Consider the following 18,557-nt stretch of genomic DNA (forward strand, 5'->3'; position numbering starts at 1 on the left):
GCTTAACAAAATTGGTTAATCATATTCTCAACGATTGCCCAATTAAACTGTTTCACGGGTTGTCGATTAACTTGCTGTAACTGGGTCAATTGGTTGGTGATTTGACCGTCCACGCCCAGGATCCGCATCATCTGCATATCATGAACCCGGTCTGGCGTCCAAACAAAAACCGGTGAGCCAATCGAATGGGCTTGTCGAACCATTGTGGTGTTCAGTCCAATAGCTTGTAACGAGTAGAAATCGGCAGGTAGCTGTTTAATTGACATTAAATTCAACGGCACAACGTAACCAACAATTAAATTACTATTGTATTGTTTCAGCTTTAAAACGGTCTGATAGCTCATGGTATGAACGAAGTCATGATGATCCACTAATTGTTGGCCATACTGGGCGACGAACCGCTTCGTCATGTCATGACTATCCAGTGGCGTTACCTTTAGCTCAACCATCACACGTTGCCGTGTTTTTTGAGCGGCCGTTAAATAAGTTGATAGTTCAACTAAATGAGTGGTTTGCCCATGATAGTTAATTGGCCGCGCCAACGCTTGTTTTAGCGTCATCCGTTGAATCGCCTTGGTTTGATGCTTAGGACGTCCTTCCAAGTTAACTCGATCACCATGGGAGACCACAAAGTAACCATCTTTGGTCTCTTGAACGTCGATTTCAACAAAATTGGGGTTTTGGCGAACTGTTTTTTCTAAGGCCGCCACTGAATTGGGCACCCCATTCTCACCAATCACACCACGATGTGCCACCGTAACACTTGGTGACGCAACTGCCCCGAAGTGAAAGGCCTGGAAACCAAACAAAGCAATTAGCACAAACACTAATCCCGTTGGAAACCAAGCCATACTATGAAGTTGATCGTCAGTTTCATCAAATTCCGGGACAAATTTCGGTTGGGCAATTGATTCCCAAATCATTGCGATTAAAAAGGCACTTAACATCAATAGCGATAAGGTAACCAACAAAATCAAAATCACCAAACTAACACCGTTACTAACGCCATTAGTTAACTGATTACCCAGCCCGCGCAATCCCCAAACCACAGCGTGATTGACGATAAAGAGTGGTAACCAGAATGCAATTAACGGCCGAAAAAACCAAACTAACCGGTGCCAACCGTTAATCGGAACCAGTTCCGGTTTAACTGTCACTCGTAAATGACCCAAAATCTGTAAAAAACCATACAATAAGCCAAAATAAACGACAACTAAAACCGCTACGGCGATACGACGCTGTAAAACAAATAAATCTACCCATGACGCTGGAATCATGACCAGATTTAAGACTGGTGCTGTAAACCCCGCATCACCAAAAGGTAACCATAAGATAGCTAATAGCAGGACAAATCCCGTAAGTGAGACCCATCGTTTGCCAAGGCGGCGCCAGGCGGTCATCATGAGTAAATCAGTTTGATTTAAAATTGTTTTGTTGGTCGTAATCGCGGTTAAAATGAGATTGATTTCAAAAACGAGACCCACCATAAAGCAAATAATCAACACAACTTTAATTGCAACTAGGCCTGCATTTAACATTAAAATATGCAACGTTACCAAAATCGCCATCAACAGCAGCCAACCTAAATTGACGGCTCGTACCTTTAACAGTTGATAGCAAGTCTGGAATAGCCGTTGATAATACGTTATCTTTTTCATTCCTTTAACCATCACCATCTCACTTTATCCGTGAATATCCTATGCTAAAAAGTCAATTACGGAGTTCAAATACTGCATAATAGACTGACTAAAATCATGGCGAATAATCATCGCTTCAATGAGTCGACCACGATTGTAGATTTGATTCCAGCCCGCTTGACTCTCCTGCGTCTGGACGACCACTAATTGTTGGCGCCAGCGCTTTAACTGTTTTAACAAATATTCTGCGTATAATTTGTTTTTATTGGTAATTCTCGCGAGATAACCCGCTAAACGTTGTGGTTCTCCAAAAATCAAAGCACCATCTAAACGCTTATAACGTTCAATTAACAAAGCCATCAAAAACAGCTTGTCCGCACGGGTCAACTGGGCGCGTTCGGAAAGTTCGTCCAGCAAGTTACCAATGTGCGTATAGGCATGCGCCCACCCGTTCATATCAATGAAACCACGCGTGTCAGTTTCAAGCACTAGGTAAAGCGCTAATTGATCAACTACTTGATTGACCAAGGGTTGGGTCATGAAGTGGTAACCAGCCCGATCGGCATACATCAGGACTGATAAAATCAAGACCGCGAACGCTCGCTGGTATACCGCATCATTTTCCGGCTCAAGAATGTGGGCAAATAAGACCGTATCACTAGTCAGATAACGTACCATCATCACCATTTGTTGTTCAGACAAGAGGTGTTGTTGAATTAAATCATTGAACAAGAAATAAACACCCTTATCACGCACGTGTGGATCAGGCGATCCAATGTGTCTTAAGAGCTGTAAAACTTCTTGATCTGACACACTGGCTAATTGCTCTTGATGAAGCTGTTCATTGAACTGAATCAGCATCGCTTTAATGCCATCATCGTCGTCAGGCAGCGTTAATTCGGTTGGCTCCTCTGGCGTCACCTGCGCAATAATCTGTTCAAGTTGTGTACTCAGTGATTGATAGAGTTCCCCCGCATTAACTTGGGCGCGAATCTCCTTTAATTGCAATCGGTATGCTTCAATTTGGTTATTAGCTTCCACTGTCCTCGCTCCGTTCTTAACCTAATGCGTCTATTCTATCACGTTTCACAACCATTCGACTATCTCTTACGCCCACCCCAGAACTTTTAACGCGGTACGCGTAACTTCAGTGTTAGATAGTAGGCAATGCTTAACATGACAGCAATGTACACACTCCCCGAAATCATGGGTGCGTAAACAACCAAGTGCCCAGAATGGATATTGTCGTTCACAACCCCAATAATAAAGACTAAAAATTGCCAAAGCCAGGTCAACTTTAAACTACTTTGATCATTCAAGACAACCAGCACAATCAATAAAATAAACATTAGAATTGGAATACCAACAATCAAAAGCACCTGAACTCGTCGACTAAATAGTCCTAAAATGGTCCCAATCACCATGCCGGTAACCGCAACGCAAGCGATAAACAGGAGTGTAATCAACAATACGGCAAGTAAATTGGCTGCACTGTTTTTAAAATAATCTCCATACAAAACGCTCAAGCCAAACAACCGGGTCCCACTTTTACCAATCAAACGTTGATAAAGTGCGCCATATACCAGATTAATCGCTTCACCGAGAACAATAATCAGTGCCAGCGCGTAGACTTTACTCCTAAAGTAGGTTTTACGGCCAATCCCATTTTGGATAAATAACTTGAAACCATCATAGGTCATGCCACCCGTCACAAATACAAAAATTGTGAGCACAATCGCAGTTAACCCGTTCGGAATATAAGATGACAGTGAGTAGTCATCAGCTTGTCCCAAAATCAATGAAAAAATGAATGGCAAAACAACGATACCAACCACTGCCCAAAGGTATGACCAGCCAAGCAATTTAAGTAAATTTTGAAATTGATACTTGAACGCCGCTTTAGTTCTCAACGGTTGCCACCTCCTGACTGGTTAAATTAACGAATAGTTTTTGAAGATCAATGTGGCTCACGGACACCGTATCTGGAATCGCACGATCACCAACTAATTCACCATAGACATAGTTCACACGTAAGTTACCAAGCTGATCTTGACCAATCACATTGAGTCCAGCGGTATACGCCACCACATCTTCGGTGGGACCAGTGATTGCATACCCTTTTTGTAGCATCTCTTCAGTCGATTCGTTGATCGTGATGTGGCCATTTTGGAGAACCCAAACTTGCTCAATCAGATTAGCGATTTCTTCAATTAAGTGGGTTGAAATCACGAAGGTCCGAGGCCGCTTGGCGTAACTATCAAGTAACGCATCATAGAATAATTCTCGGTGGTTAGCATCTAACCCGAGCGTTGGTTCATCCAAGAAAACGTAATCAACATCCACAGAGAGGGCAATAATCAACTTCAAAATTGACCGATAACCAGTTGATAGCTTATTAAAGCGCGTTTTAACATCCAATCCAAACTGCTGCGTCAAATTTGAAACCAATTCAAGGTCCATCCCTTGATATAATCCCGCGGTAAGTTTGAAAATTTCGCCTACACGCATCCGTGATGGGTACAAATTGCCTTCACTCATTAAGTAAATTCGGTTGAGCACGCGATCATTATTGGCAATAGGTTCGCCTTCAATGGTCACCTCACCAGCAGACATCGGAATGCGATTGGTAATAATATTAAATAAGGTACTTTTCCCAGCCCCGTTGCGACCAAGAAGTCCGTAAATTGTATCGGGTTGAATATTGAGGCTGATATCGTCAAGCACCCTGTTTTTATTAAACTGCTTCACCAAATGTGCTACTTTAATCGGTTTCATGTGCTTCGAACCCCCTCTTCACCATTTCAATGATGGCTTGTTCTGACAGCGTTAGTTTTTGAGCTTCATTAACGAGGTTAATGACATAGTCTTGATAAAACTCGGTCTGTCGTTTATCACGAATCTTGCGATGCGCCCCGGTAGACACAAACATTCCTAGTCCCCGCTTTTTTTCTAAAAAACCAGCGGTAACTAGGATGTTCATGCCTTTAAGGACGGTGGCAGGATTAATATGAAATTGTTTTGAAATTTCCGTTGTCGACGGTACCTGAGCACCTTCTTCGAAACTGTTAAGAAAAATTGCTTCTTCAATTTGCTCAGCTACTTGTAAATACAACGGTTCAGTACTATCAAAATTAAACTGCATGATGCACCATCCGTTCCCTCATTCCAGCGTTTTGCGATTATTTATCAATCTTAAGTTTAGGTAAGACGATATGTTCATAAAGCAAAACAGTAATTACATAGTAAATCATATACAAGACGAAGAAGATTGTAAATGGCAACCAGAGTTGATTGTATGGATCAATCATCATGACTTTAAACATTTGCAGTCCGAACAGGACGTGAACAACACCCACCAAAGCGGGAAGTGCAAATAAAACCAGTATTTCATTCATAATCGATCGCCGTAAGATTTGTGGTCGTGTGCCGATTTTATTTAACATCTCATAACGCCGTTGGTCACTCGCCGCACCACTCAAAATTTTGAACATCAAGCAACTGGCTAACATCGCCAAAAAGGCAATTCCGAGGAAGAAGCCCATAAACTCAAGACCACCAAATAATGCGGTTCCCATGACGAACAAGCCATAACTCCCTGGTAAATTATCATACGACGTAATACCAGCACTCTTAACGATTTGCTTCATCAACTTACCACTGGCCTTGAGATCTTTTACTCGGAACAGCGTCAGTTGATGGGGTTGGCCTTTTACCGACTCAAATTGGCTGGCTGAAACCACCTTGACTGCTTTGATTCGTTGAGATCCGGATTGCAGAAAACTTAGCTTATCGGTATTTTGTTTTAATTGGTTGACCGTTAACTTGATGTACTTAGGTGTTCCCAATTTTGATTTTTTTGCAGAATCAAAAACGGTTGTCTCTCCTAAACCAGTAGCTTGGAACGGATGTTGACCAAATTCACCGGCATTATAATAAACGGTTGATTTAGTTTCTTTTTGCGAATACGTCGCCTTTGTCGCGAGATTCAACTTGTTAATCAGGTGGTTGGTTTTGGTAGACGGATCAACCAAAGCTGCCGAATATGCTGAATTGGCTGTCGCCATTGTCTTAATCTGACGGTTAAATCCAATCCCAACTGTGATTGCGCCAAGTGCTAGGGCAAATAAGATTGAGACGATGGATAAAATTTTAGTGTAGTTACGAATGCGAAAACTTAATTGGGAAAGTGTAAAGTTACCTAATCCACGAGTTGCCCAGTTCGTGCGTTTAAGCAACACAACTAACCAGACAAAGATAGCGTTGAATAAAAAGTAAGTTCCTAGAACAATTGTCACTAACGCAATTGGAATTGCTGCCAAATTTAATTGCTTAATGTGGCTCATCGCGTAGTAACCAACCACTAAGAAACTAAGGCCGAAGACGACTTGTAGAATCTGGCTAACTGGCTTTAAAGTTGGTCGGTTTGGTTGACTGTCACCCTTTAACAATTGCAAAACCGGTGTCTTTGTTAACGCAAGTCGATTAATGACCCCAGCCACTAAAAACAAACCAATGTATAACCCAATGGTTGCAACGACGGCCGGACCGTACACCGCACTAAAATGATGTAGCTTTTCACCAAGCATGTGTTGCATCAATAAGGCGCCGATTGAACCCGTCAAACCACAACCAACAATCGCACCAACGACTGAGGCAATCGTTCCAATTACCGTCGTTTCGACTAAAATCAACTGGCCGATTTTAGACTGCTTCGCACCTAGCATCATGAATAGGCCATAGTCATGCCGCCGCATACTCATCAAGAACGAGTTGGCGTAAAAAATGTACACCAACGTGATAATCGTAAGTAGAATTGCACCAAACTGGAAAATGAAACTTGCGCCAGTTACCTGTGCGTTGGCCTTAATAAAGGACTGATTAGTGGCGAGGGCCTCAAACATGTAAAAAATGGCACTGGAGATAACGAGCCCGAAAAACAGTACCACGTAATCTTTAAGCCGGCTTTTAACGCCGGTAAACGCTAATTTTGTTAACACTTGTCCGCCTCCATTAATCAAACGTGCCTAAAGCATCCAAGATAGCTTGGTAAAATTGCTGCCGCGTTTGCCCTGCCCGTTTTAGTTCCTGACCAATTTTACCGTCTTTGATGAACAAGATTCGTTGACAGTAACTGGCTGAAAATGGGTCATGGGTAACCAGTAGCACTGGCACCTGTTGTTCACTGTTAACACTGGTCAACATTTCGAGTAGGTCTCTCGCACTATTCGAATCTAACGCGCCCGTTGGTTCATCACCAAACAGAATTGCCGGGTGTGCAACCAAAGCTCTGGCAGCTGCGATTCGTTGCTTTTGACCACCTGAGATCTCGGTCGGATACTTTTCTAAGATTGCTTCAATATCCAGTTGTTTAGCGACTCGCATCACTTCGGGTTGAATTTTTTTGCGGGCAACGTTTTGCAATGACAATGGCAGCGCGATGTTTTCGTAGTTGGTCAAATTTTCAAGCAAGTTAAAGTCTTGGAAGATAAACCCAACTTGTTTAGCTCGAAAGTCAGCAATTTGATTCCCCTTCAATGAAGTTAAGGACTGCTGGTTGATTTCAACATCGCCACTAGTTGGTGAGTCAAGTGTCGCTAAAATATTGAGCAACGTGGTTTTCCCAGAACCAGATGCGCCCATAATTCCGACAAATTCGCCAGGTTGGACATCAAAATTAATCCCTTTCAATGCCTCGTATTGTTTTTGGCCAGCTTTGCCGTAGATTTTATGCAAATCTCGTACTGACACGATTGGTGCTGTTGTCATAATCGTCCTCCATCGCTTTTTGTTATTTGGTTAATTACTTATGTAACTAACTATAAAAGGTCCGTGATTATCTGTCAATTCTTTTTTGAAAACTCGTTTTATTTTAACAATTAGATACTTCGTGACCCTGATACTACCAGGCATACGGCGTAGTTCTTAAGAAATTACAAACTCGCCACCAATGTTGTTTTCCAATCTGTTCAGACAATCAAAAAGAGGCTGAAAAAAAGGCTATATTGACAAAACTCAAGTTCCGGCTATAGAAGCAAAAAAATCGTGGATTCCTACAAATCAGGAATCCACGATTTTCTCACTTCTATTCTGGGACTTAAACGAGTTTTGTCCCACACTCTTCAATCAAGTTCAATTTATTTGTATGATTTAGCTGGTAAAACAGCACCTTTGTAATGGTTATAGATCCACTTTTGGGTACTCTTTGATTGTAACGCCTTCATCAACTTCTTGATGGCTGGCTTGTTTTGGTCGCCTTTACGGACCGCAACGATGTTAACGTATGGTGACGTAGATTTTTCAGTGTCGATGGCATCCTTACGAGGATCAAGGCCTGATTGAACGGCATAGTTGGCGTTAATGAACACCACGTCGCCTTCACCATTCTTGTAGATGCTAGGCATCAACTTTGGTTCGTAAGAATACTTGAACTTCAAATGCTTCGGGTTAGATGCAATATCGGAGAAGTTGGCCGTAGTAATATCAATGCCCTTCTTGACTTTGATCAAACCGGCATCTTGCAACATCGTTAGGACACGGCCGTAATCAGAGGTGTTAGAGCTTACGAGCACCGTCCCGCCCTTTTTAATATCTTTAAGATTCTTAACTTTCTTTGAGTAAGCTGAGATGGGTTCCAAATGAACACCGCCGGCACTCACCAAGGTCCCATGGTTAGCCTTATTCCACTCCTTTAAGAATGGAATGTGTTGGAAGTAGTTGGCATCTAATTCCTTGCTGGCTAAGGCCTTGTTGGGCATCACATAATCTTGGAAGACTTTGACTTTCAAGTTGACGCCTTCCTTTTTTAATTGTGGGGCAACATGCTTCAAAATCTGAGCATGAGGTACCGCACTAGCACCCACGGTAATCGTGGTTTCATTGCTTGATTTACTATTCCCACAGGCTGCTAGTAAAACCGTTGTAGCGGCAACCCCAACAATTCCTAAAATTCGTTTTGAAATTTTCATGATACATTCCTCCCATAGAATCGTTAATAATAATTTTAAAGTGTCCGTTTATCAATTCGACGGACCAGAAAATCCCCAATAAATTGAAATGCAAAGACGATAATGACAATAATCACTGTGGCGACTAACACGATGGTGTTGTTGCTAGCCTGAAACCCGTCAATGTATGCCAGGTTACCAAGGCCACCAGCACCAATGGCACCGGCCATGGCCGTGTAACCAATCAATGAGATCGTCGTTACAGTGGCGCCAGAAACTAGCGCTGGCATGCTTTCAGGTAACAAAACCTTGTAAACAATTTGCCAACGACCAGCCCCCATCGCTTCGGCCGCTTCAATCACACCACGGTCGATTTCGTGAAATGCTAATTCAACCATTCTGGCGTAAAACGGCGCGGCCGACACAATCAATGACGGCAAGGCCGCTGTTGGGCCGATAATCGTACCAACCAGATTCTTAGTGATTGGCAACAATAGCATGATTAAAATAATAAAGGGAATCGAACGAAAGACGTTCACGAGAAACGATACGACCCAGTTCAGCGCTTTCACACCAATGTTAGTACTGCTCGTTGTCTCAAATAATAACAGGCCTAGCAAGATCCCTAACACAGCCACGACAATCATTGAAACAATCGTCATCCAGATGGTTTCCCAAGTGGCGGCACCCATGCTGCCCCAATCAACCGTTTTGAACGCAAAATATGACCCATCAGTCATGGTGAATCACCTCCGTTTCAACCCGCATGGTCTTCAGTAACGTAATGGCACCATCTAAACTCGATTTGTCACCAATCAGTTGAAGAAACAGGGTTCCAATCGCACCTTCTTGAGTTTGATGGATACTGCCTTCAATGATACTAACTTGTAAATCGGGATATTTATGAATAATTTCTGACACAATTGGTAATTTAGCTTGATCACCATGAAAAACTAACTGAATGATCATGCCATTTGGATAACTTGAGATTAAGTCATCCACCACGATATTCGTATCCGTTAAGGAAGGATCAACCTCTTCATTCACAAAGCGCTTCGTGATCTCTTGTTGCGGATTTCGAAAGACGTTAAACACCGTTCCTTGTTCAACCACGCGTCCTGAATCCATCACGGCAACGTGATCACAAATTTTTCGAATAGCGTGCATCTCGTGCGTAATCAAAACAATGCTTAGATTTAGTCGTTTGTTAATTTCAAGCAATAAATCCAGCACCTCATCCGTCGTTTGTGGGTCAAGGGCACTGGTTGCTTCGTCAGAAATTAAAATCTCTGGATCATTAGCCAATGCTCTGGCAACCCCAACCCGTTGCTTTTGACCACCAGAAAGTTCGGAGGGGTAGGCGTGTTCGCGGCCTTTTAAGCCAACTAATTCGACAAGATGCTGTGCCTTTTGTTTCCGCTCCTTACGTGAAACACCGGCTACTTCAAGCGGAAACATAATGTTTTGAATCACCGTTCTCGACCAAAGTAAGTTAAAATGTTGAAAAATCATACCAATCTTTTGACGCTTTTTCCTTAAATCACCACTCGAAAGCGTGGTCATCTGATCGCCGTTAATATCAATTTCACCACTGGTCGGCGTTTCCAAACCATTCAACATCCGAGTTAAGGTACTCTTCCCAGCACCAGAATAGCCAACGATGCCATAAATCTCACCATCTTCGATCGTCAAATTAACATCGGCAACCGCGGTGAGATCACCTTCTTTGGTGTTGAAAGTTTTGGTCACATCTTTAAATTCAATCACTGTGGTGTCCCCCTTTTTAAGAAAATAAAAAAACTTCGTCCAGTTAAATCCCATAGATTTAACAAGGGCGAAGTTTATCGCGTACCACCTTATCTTCATCGTTACCTCACAGCAACGATCTCGTTGAGTCATTCAAGACTCCAACGCGATATTGGGCGTTACCCAGCCAAAGCTCATGCCACATGCACTCACTCAAGCTACAATTCACAAGACCATCTTCATCAATCACAATGATTCCTTCTCACCTAACGGAACTCTCTTCGCATCGTATCATGACTACTCATCTTGACGTTATTTTCATCTTTAATTATTCAATGACAAGAGTATATGCGTCTCACATGAGAATGTCAAGTACACCTATCATCATAATTTTAGGTGTTTCACAGAATGTTGATTAAGCCTCTTTGACGTCAACTAACCACGCATCTGCTTCTTTTTCGCTGTTCAGGCTTTCGAAATCCTGATCCAATTGTGGGTTAACAGCGACAATTTCGCCACTAACTGGACTATCAATATCAGAAACCGCCTTCTCAGCTTCAACGCTCATCAACGTCTTGCCAGCAGTCACTTGATCGCCAACGCTTGGTAAATGAGCAAACTTGATGCTGCCTAATTCATCTTGGCCGGCCTTTGTTAAACCAACCCGTGTCTTATCAGCCATCACTTTTGTCCAGAAATAAGTTGCTTCTTCACTCATACCTTTCACCTCATACCAATTATTTTGATGCTACTCAAATTCCTCGTTACGACTAAACATGTAACTCTTATTATGATAACGCATTGACATAATTAAGCCAATGCCTATCATGTTCCCAATCAGAGCCGAGCCACCTTGACTAACAAATGGCAGTGGAATACCAGTTAGTGGTAACAAACCAATATTCATCCCAATGTTTTCAAAGGTATGGAACAGGATCATCATAATAACACCGGTTGAAATGTAAGCATAAAACACGGTCTTGGTATCAAACGTGACTTTGATCATTTGGTAAATGAGCAAGAAATACAGCAAAATCAGGATAAAGCTCCCGATAAAGCCGAAGTTTTCGCCAATGACTGAGAAAATCATATCTGATTCGCGCACCGGTACGTACACTTTTGAAACGTTAAAACCAGTTCCAAAAATACTGCCAGAACCAATCGCCTTCATACTTTGCCAGAGTTGATACCCCTGATCTGAGGTATTGCTAGACGGATTGAGCCAAGTATCAATTCGAGAGAATTGATACGACGCAAAGCCCAAGTGTTCCAATATGACTCGGCCACCCGAAGTTGCCACTAAGGCTAGCGCCGAGCCGCCAATTGCGACGATTGCAGTCACTGCCGGTACGATAATCTTCCAGGTGATTCCCGATACAAGGGCCACCCCACCAACGATGGCGAAGAACACTAACATCGTCCCAAAGTCGTTTTGTAACTTTAACAACACAGCAACTGGTAGTAACCACAAAATGAGTTTGCCCAATAGCATCCAATCTGATCGTAAACTATGTTCATAATACGTATGGTTGTGGTCACTGGCCACTCGAGCTAACATCAAAATGAAAGCCGGTTTCATGACCTCAGACGGTTGAAATGTAAGTGGTCCAATCGCAAACCATGACTTGGCACCAGTACTTGCAGCATACGACCGACTGTAAAAGACAAGCACTGCCGCCAGCAAGAAGATGCCTAACCAATAGGCTAACGGTGCCACCTTCCAAAGTTGCTCGGCATCAAACTGCATAATCACCACCACAGCAATGGTCCCAATCACGTACCAAACAACTTGTGAAACTAAAACTGAAGATACACTGGTTGCACTCGAATCATGAGTAGCAGCCACGTAAATTGAAGCTAGTCCGATTAAGGCCAGCATTAAGACACAAAATATGACCCCGTAATCAATTCGTGATTCCGAATCGTCATCTTCACGACGTTCCTTCATGCACCAAATCCTCCTCTCTTACGCACTAAATGATGAGTCGCTAAGACTTCGCCTGACACCAGCTAACGATTATCACGTTAACTTAACTGATGTCACTTACATGAAGTTGGCATCAATTGAGCCTTGCATCACGGCTGACAATTTAGCCAGTTTGATAGGCCCGTTTAATTTGATGACAAACTGTGCGTTAGAAATCAATGATGTAAATTGTAGGCCTGGATGAGGTATTCGACCCCTTCATCTTGAGACTTAACCTTGACGGGCCGTTCTGATTCAATTTGGGCTTCAAAAGCACCATTTTCTAATGGCATCACGGTGCCAATCACATCCGAATTAATTGATAGCTGTAACCCATCGACGCCCTTAATCGTGACGTCATCGATTGCAACACCCACGGGTTGTTTCTTTTTTGACATGGGGTAACTCCTTTATGGTTTGATTTTGAGATTCATTTCTTTTAAATAGGCTTCCTCAGCAGGCTTGTTGCGGTGCAAGCTAAAGTGATCCGGTACCGGGTCATAACCACCCCGCACGAAGGGATTACAGCGCAGAATACGGGCAATGCCCATCAACGTGCCCTTCACTGCACCATGCTTTTGAAGCGCGGTTAATGTATACGCCGAACAGGTCGGAGAATAACGACAGGATGGTGGAAATAACGGTGAAATAAACCGTTGATAACCACGGACAAGTATCATTAATAGTTGTTTCATATTATCTCTCTACGAACGACCGTGCTTCTTGGTCGTGGTGTCCATGTGTTCTAGCAAAATACCGGCACCTTTGGCAACGTTATCCAAAGGATTTTCAGAAATAACAACCGGTACCTTTAATTGTTCAATAAATAAACGATCGATACCGTGAAGTAAAGCACCACCACCCGTGAGCATAATACCGCGGTCAATGATATCAGCAGCCAATTCGGGTGGAATAATTTCCAAAACTTCCTTAGCAGCTGCGACGATTTGGTTCATCACAACGCTGATGGCTGGGTAGATTTCTGCCGAGGTGATCTCGATTGATCTTGGCATCCCAGTTACTGAATCCCGACCACGAACTTCCATAGTCTCATTGTAGTCGTCACCTAGGTAGGCCGAGCCAATCTTGATTTTAATTGCTTCGGCGGTTCGTTCACCAACTTGTAAATTATGCTGCGTCTTTAAGAAGTTAATAATGTTGACGTTTAGCTCATCGCCAGCAACTCGAATCGACTTGCTAGCCACAATATCACCTAGTGATAGAACGGCGATATCACTTGTACCACCACCAATATCGATCACCATATTGCCTTGTGGTTTAAAAATATCCATCCCAGCACCAACTGCGGCCACTTTAGGTTCTTCTTCCAAATAAACCTTAGCCCCACCGGATTTTTCAGCTGCTTGAATAATCGCACGCCGTTCTATTTCGGTGATGTTAGTTGGCGCACAAATCATGATGTTTGGCTTTGCTAAAAAGCCCTTTACGTTAAGCTTACTAATAAAGTAAGAAAGCATGCTTTCCGTAACGTCAAAATCGGAAATGACACCATCCTTCAACGGTCGAATTGCCCGAATATTGCTTGGGGTCCGACCCACCATCCGATAAGCTTCGGAGCCCACCGCTAATACCTGATTTGATTTCGTGTCAACCGCCACCACTGATGGTTCGTTGAGCACGATACCCTTACCAACCGCATATATCAGAACATTGGCAGTTCCAAGGTCAATACCAATATCTTTTGCCATCCTGTTAAATTCCTCCTGAACTTAATATCTCAACCGTTAATTATAGCATACCCTACCGTTTATAAGTTTGAAGATATGATAAAGGTCGGCTGTATCACACAAAAAAATCGGGGTAAACCGTTTACCCCGACCATTAGTTTAACTATTCTTTCGTTGCTTTAGACTTGAGCACGATTTCTTCTTGATCAGGCACTTTAACCCGTTCAATTTCGGCACCTAAGGCCCGTAGCTTCAAATGGAATTCGTAGTAACCGCGATCCAGATACTTGAGATTCGTGACTTGCGTATAACCGTTTGCCACCAAACCAGCTAAAACCAGTGCCGCAGCAGCCCGCAAATCAGTCGCAGCCACTTCAGCACCGTTAAAACTAGTTGGTCCATAGAGAGCAACCGTTCTACCTTCAACTTTAAAGTTAGCGTTCATACGGCGTAGCTCCTCAAGGTGCATGAAGCGATTTTCAAAGACGGTTTCGGTTAACGTACTCGTTCCTTGCGCACACAACTGTAAAACCGTCATCTGTGGTTGCATATCAGTTGGAAAACCGGGGTGTGGTAACGTTTTAACGTTCGTAGGTTTAAGTTGCTCAGGTCCAATCACCCGAATACCGTTCTCGAGTTCTTGTACCGTGACACCCATTTCCTCTAACTTAGAAATCAATGGTTTGTTGTGTTCGGCAATCGCATTCTCCACTAAAACGTCACCTTGGGTTAAAGCAGCCGCTACCATAAACGTCCCGGCTTCAATCCGGTCTTGCACAACGTAGTGACTCGTGCCGTGTAATTCAGCAACACCTTCGATCCGAATCGTTTCAGTGCCGGCCCCACGAACCTTGGCACCCATCTTATTCAAGACGTTTGCTAAGTCCACGATTTCAGGTTCTCGCGCGACGTTCTCAATGGTTGTGGTCCCCTCAGCTAAAGTCGCTGCCATCATGATGTTTTGAGTTGCACCAACACTCGGAAAATCAAGGTAAATATTGGTACCAACCAAACGATCCGCACTGGCCTCAATGTAGCCGTCATGTTGTGAAATGGTTGCACCAAGTGCTTCAAAGCCCTTGAGATGCAAGTCCACCGGCCGTGAACCGATGGCACAACCACCTGGCATGGCAACGCGGGCGTGCCCATAACGCGCCAAGAGTGGCCCCATCACCACGATTGATGCGCGCATTTTAGAAACATACTCGAATGGTGCTTGCGTCGACAGTTTTTTAGCCGCGTTAAGCCGAACGGTATTGGTATCCTCATCAAAATCAACGTCCAAATTTAAAAAACGAAGGACGTTATTCATCGTGTAGACGTCAGATAAGATTGGAACGTTGGTTAACACCATGTCATCTTCTTGTGCCAGAATTGACGCTGCCAAAATTGGTAAAACCGCGTTTTTAGCACCCTCAATATGTACAGAACCCGACAATCGACGACCACCATGTACAATAATCTTTTCCACAGAAATTCCCTCCAGAAGTTTCGTTATTTTACTAAGAAAATTAAGTTTCGTACGTTATCAATAAAGTTTAGGAAAAATTCGCTGCAGGTATACCCCACTGCGACTGACAAAAGCACAATCAGCACCCGCGCCTGATTTGGATATAAGCGCATCACGTTTTCAATGTGTACTTTTTGAATACTCCAAAAAGCCACAAAAATGAAAACGAAGTGACTGACGATTGTTAATAACGCCTGTGCGCCAATTGTTTGCATACTCACTTTCCTTTCTGCATTACCTCACAAATATAGCATATTTAAACTAGACTGTCCCTGTTTTGATTGCATTTGTAATATTACAATCTGTCCGTTATTCAAAATGGTGAAAGAATTCACATTTTACTACAATCAAGTTTATATCTGCACTTATGCTCATCATAAGCTAAATATTTAATATCCTACAACTTTTTAAACCTTGTGAATATGACACTGATATTTCTTACAGTTACTAGAAAATCAACTAAATACTGATATGCCAAATTTATATGTTTTAAAAATAGATAACTATATAATATAACTATTCCTTGTGAATCGTTCTGTTTTCAGTCTAAGCGCCTATGCAGTAGCGTTTATAAGCATTTATTCGTTGGAATATTTGCTCAATTTCACAAAATCGCCACTGGATGTTATGCTCTACCCGTAAATAAATCTCAAGGGAGCTGAATCAATGATGATCAAAGAAGTTCACATGCCAAAATTAAGTCCAAAGTCCGATGACTATTTCTTCGGCAAATGGGTTAAACAACCTGGTGACACCGTCAAAACTGGTGACGTCTTGTTCGAAGTTGAAACTGATAAAGTAATTAGTCAGGTTGAAAGCCAAGAAGATGGCGTCCTCACAGCTCAAAAAGTTGCCACTGGCGACACAACTAAAGTCGGTGACCTAGTAGCCACGATTGAAACAGCATAGGGAGGAATTAACATGTCAACTAAATCTGAAACTTCTGCACCCGTAAAACCTAACTGGCTTAAAGTAACCTATGACCAAAAGAAAGTCGATCAAATGAACGATTTACTGTCCGGGTTAAAGTTAAACACCGTTTGTGCCGAAGCAAACTGCCCTAACTTAGGCGAGTGCTTTGGTAGCGGTTCTGCATCATTCATCATTCTTGGTCCAAACTGTACGCGTGCTTGCCGCTTCTGTGATGTTCCCCACGGTCACCCACACGAAGTGGACTTACTAGAACCATTACGTGTTGCAGAAGCAACCAAGAAGCTCGGACTCAGTCACGTGGTGGTCACCAGTGTTGACCGGGATGACTTACCAGACCTTGGTGCTGATCAATTTGTCAAAACCATCAATGCGATTAAAGAACTCAATCCCAATACGACAATTGAAGTCCTCACGCCTGATTTTCAAGGCCACGAAGACTGCCTCGATAAAGTGATTGCAGCCGGTCCTGATGTGTTTAATCACAACATGGAAACCGTCCGTAGCATCACGCCTAAAGTTCGACACCGTGCCACCTATGACACCTCACTACACGTGTTAAAGTACGTCAAGGAACATGCACCAAAATCAATGTACGTTAAAACTGGAATCATGCTCGGTCTAGGTGAAACAGACCCCGAAGTTTATCAATTAATGGATGATTTACGTGCCATTGACGTTGATTTTCTAACGATTGGCCAATATGTTCAACCCGGTCCCAAAAACTTTACCCTAAAAGAATGGGTGCCAATGGAACGTTACCAGCGTTACTACAAGGAAGCCATGAAACGTGGTTTTAAGTTTGTCGCAAGCTCACCTTTAGTTCGAAGCTCTTACAAAGCCAAGGAAGAACTGGAGGCCGTCGAAAATCAATGATCTACTTCCCGCTCACTAGTCTCGATGTCAGCTATAATTTTGCAGCTGAATATTATTTAATGACCCAAAAACATCTGCAGGAGCCCGCCTTCATGGTCTGGGCCACAACACCGACGATTATGTTAGGAAAGTACCAGGAACTTGAAAATGAGGTCAATACTCAATTTACGAGTGAACACCACATTGCCTTGGTTCGCCGTTTATCGGGTGGTGGCACAATCTACACGGATACGGGTGGCTGTCAATTTACTTTGATCACCCCCGACAATTCTGGGCAGATCGACTTTGATGATGGCCTATCACTCCTGTCAGACGCACTAACGACGATTGGCATTCATACGAAAACGGATAGCCGTAATGACTTGATTGTGGATGGCCTAAAGGTTTCTGGAAGTGCTCAGTACATGACACCAGGTTATCGACTTCACCATGGTAGCTTATTGTTTGATGCTAATTTAGACTGGTTGGCAAAATCACTGCATGCTGATCCGATTAAGCTGCAAGCCAAGCGAATTCAATCAGTTCGGCAACGGACCGTGAATTTAAAAAGCCAACAACCGACTTGGTCGACTGAGACCTTTAAAACCAATTTGATCAACCAGTTAGTCAACAGTACTCATGCCAAGGTTCAAAATTTTAGCGTCCAAGAATCAAAAATAATTCAACAGCTTGCGGACAACTTGTTTGTCAATTCGGCTGAATCGCAACCTAAAACACAGCCTTACGATCATCAACAAAAAGTGTACGTTAAAGGTGCCGGCCTGATTCAAGTTGGCTATAACCTTGACAACCATGACCAGATAGCTGCTGTCCAGTTAAACGGTGACTTCTTCAGCAACCTTGAGCCCCAGCAATTTGAAAAAGCCTTAGTGGGAACGCCCCATCAAAAATCGGCCGTCACCACGGTGCTTCAGCAGCAATTACAGCAAGCACCAATTGTTGGCATGACAGCTGAATCATTAGCCGAACTATTATTTTAATATGATTGTGGAATATTTTCCAACCCAAATAGCATGTCAATTATCCACAAATCACCAAGAATAATGCCATGCGTCAATTCGCTAAAACGGTGAATTTAAACGACTTTGCTAGTTTGAACCATAAAATTTAATTTATGTAAATGATAAATATTACAATAAAAATCACGATCCTTATAATACTGGATCGTGATTTTTTTAAACGCTCTGATCACTTAAGAACAATTCACCGGTTTGGACGCTTCAATCAACAAAAAAACGCATCACCCAACTGGATGATGCG

Annotated in this window: 20 protein-coding genes; 3 read left to right on the forward strand and 17 right to left on the reverse strand. The window is 42.9% G+C overall.

The features are described 5' to 3' along the window. Positions 1-2: 2 nt before the first annotated feature. From FD04_RS01425 to FD04_RS01505, 17 genes are all read right to left on the reverse strand, one after another. Positions 3-1,658, reverse strand: a complete 1,656-nt coding sequence (locus FD04_RS01425) for a glycerophosphodiester phosphodiesterase family protein (protein WP_162255744.1) — start codon at positions 1,656-1,658, stop codon at positions 3-5. A 39-nt stretch (positions 1,659-1,697) separates the two neighbouring features. Then, positions 1,698-2,678, reverse strand: coding sequence for a DUF2785 domain-containing protein (locus FD04_RS01430; RefSeq protein WP_056946448.1), 981 nt, complete (start codon positions 2,676-2,678; stop codon positions 1,698-1,700). A gap of 86 nt (positions 2,679-2,764) precedes the next feature. Then, on the reverse strand, positions 2,765-3,547 hold the full coding sequence (locus tag FD04_RS01435) for a hypothetical protein (RefSeq protein ID WP_056946450.1): 783 nt from the start codon (positions 3,545-3,547) through the stop codon (positions 2,765-2,767). Continuing rightward, positions 3,537-4,412: an ABC transporter ATP-binding protein gene (locus FD04_RS01440; RefSeq protein ID WP_056946452.1), complete on the reverse strand. Its 876-nt coding sequence runs from the start codon at positions 4,410-4,412 to the stop codon at positions 3,537-3,539. Before FD04_RS01440 ends, FD04_RS01435 begins: the two co-directional genes overlap by 11 nt. After that, positions 4,399-4,779 (reverse strand): GntR family transcriptional regulator, encoded by a 381-nt coding sequence (locus tag FD04_RS01445; RefSeq protein ID WP_056946454.1) that lies wholly within the window; start codon positions 4,777-4,779, stop codon positions 4,399-4,401. Before FD04_RS01445 ends, FD04_RS01440 begins: the two co-directional genes overlap by 14 nt. A gap of 37 nt (positions 4,780-4,816) precedes the next feature. Continuing rightward, positions 4,817-6,634: an FtsX-like permease family protein gene (locus tag FD04_RS01450; protein WP_056946456.1), complete on the reverse strand. Its 1,818-nt coding sequence runs from the start codon at positions 6,632-6,634 to the stop codon at positions 4,817-4,819. 13 nt (positions 6,635-6,647) lie between these two features. Further along, positions 6,648-7,403 (reverse strand): ABC transporter ATP-binding protein, encoded by a 756-nt coding sequence (locus FD04_RS01455; protein ID WP_056946457.1) that lies wholly within the window; start codon positions 7,401-7,403, stop codon positions 6,648-6,650. 368 nt (positions 7,404-7,771) lie between these two features. After that, a complete protein-coding gene (locus FD04_RS01460) occupies positions 7,772-8,602 on the reverse strand; it encodes a MetQ/NlpA family ABC transporter substrate-binding protein (RefSeq protein WP_082603080.1) in 831 nt (276 codons plus the stop codon). Between the two features lie 35 nt (positions 8,603-8,637). Then, complete coding sequence (locus FD04_RS01465) at positions 8,638-9,321, reverse strand: methionine ABC transporter permease (RefSeq protein WP_056946459.1); 684 nt, start codon at positions 9,319-9,321, stop codon at positions 8,638-8,640. Continuing rightward, the gene (locus FD04_RS01470; protein WP_054701817.1) at positions 9,314-10,348 is read right to left on the reverse strand and encodes a methionine ABC transporter ATP-binding protein; all 1,035 of its coding nucleotides are present in this window, start codon (positions 10,346-10,348) and stop codon (positions 9,314-9,316) included. Before FD04_RS01470 ends, FD04_RS01465 begins: the two co-directional genes overlap by 8 nt. A 394-nt stretch (positions 10,349-10,742) precedes the next feature. Further along, entirely contained in the window at positions 10,743-11,045 is a 303-nt protein-coding gene (locus tag FD04_RS01475) for a glycine cleavage system H family protein (RefSeq protein ID WP_054701820.1), read from the reverse strand. A 30-nt stretch (positions 11,046-11,075) separates the two neighbouring features. After that, complete coding sequence (locus tag FD04_RS01480) at positions 11,076-12,275, reverse strand: FtsW/RodA/SpoVE family cell cycle protein (protein WP_056946461.1); 1,200 nt, start codon at positions 12,273-12,275, stop codon at positions 11,076-11,078. 194 nt (positions 12,276-12,469) lie between these two features. Next, entirely contained in the window at positions 12,470-12,691 is a 222-nt protein-coding gene (locus FD04_RS01485) for a DUF2969 family protein (protein WP_056946463.1), read from the reverse strand. 12 nt (positions 12,692-12,703) lie between these two features. Beyond that, positions 12,704-12,988 carry a membrane protein insertion efficiency factor YidD gene (yidD, locus tag FD04_RS01490; RefSeq protein ID WP_056946465.1) on the reverse strand — a complete coding sequence of 95 codons (285 nt, stop codon included), beginning with the start codon at positions 12,986-12,988 and terminating at the stop codon, positions 12,704-12,706. A 9-nt stretch (positions 12,989-12,997) separates the two neighbouring features. Beyond that, entirely contained in the window at positions 12,998-14,002 is a 1,005-nt protein-coding gene (gene mreB / locus FD04_RS01495) for a rod shape-determining protein (protein ID WP_056946467.1), read from the reverse strand. A gap of 142 nt (positions 14,003-14,144) precedes the next feature. Beyond that, positions 14,145-15,452, reverse strand: a complete 1,308-nt coding sequence (gene murA / locus FD04_RS01500) for a UDP-N-acetylglucosamine 1-carboxyvinyltransferase (protein ID WP_056946469.1) — start codon at positions 15,450-15,452, stop codon at positions 14,145-14,147. A 23-nt stretch (positions 15,453-15,475) separates the two neighbouring features. Next, positions 15,476-15,706: a DUF1146 family protein gene (locus FD04_RS01505; RefSeq protein ID WP_054701827.1), complete on the reverse strand. Its 231-nt coding sequence runs from the start codon at positions 15,704-15,706 to the stop codon at positions 15,476-15,478. Between the two features lie 451 nt (positions 15,707-16,157). Here FD04_RS01505 and FD04_RS01510 point away from each other — a divergent pair, with 451 nt between their 5' ends. Genes FD04_RS01510 through FD04_RS01520 form a run of 3 tightly spaced genes read left to right on the forward strand, consistent with a single transcriptional unit; the run spans position 16,158 to position 18,277 of the window. Next, positions 16,158-16,400, forward strand: coding sequence for a biotin/lipoyl-containing protein (locus FD04_RS01510; protein WP_235805624.1), 243 nt, complete (start codon positions 16,158-16,160; stop codon positions 16,398-16,400). Between the two features lie 12 nt (positions 16,401-16,412). Then, a complete protein-coding gene (lipA, locus tag FD04_RS01515; RefSeq protein WP_056946471.1) occupies positions 16,413-17,297 on the forward strand; it encodes a lipoyl synthase in 885 nt (294 codons plus the stop codon). Beyond that, positions 17,294-18,277 (forward strand): lipoate--protein ligase, encoded by a 984-nt coding sequence (locus FD04_RS01520; RefSeq protein ID WP_056946473.1) that lies wholly within the window; start codon positions 17,294-17,296, stop codon positions 18,275-18,277. The genes lipA and FD04_RS01520 overlap by 4 nt, the downstream gene beginning before the upstream one ends. The last annotated feature ends 280 nt before the right edge of the window (positions 18,278-18,557 follow it).

Origin of the sequence: Secundilactobacillus odoratitofui DSM 19909 = JCM 15043 (genome assembly GCF_001434895.1) — a bacterium.
Classification (GTDB): domain Bacteria; phylum Bacillota; class Bacilli; order Lactobacillales; family Lactobacillaceae; genus Secundilactobacillus; species Secundilactobacillus odoratitofui.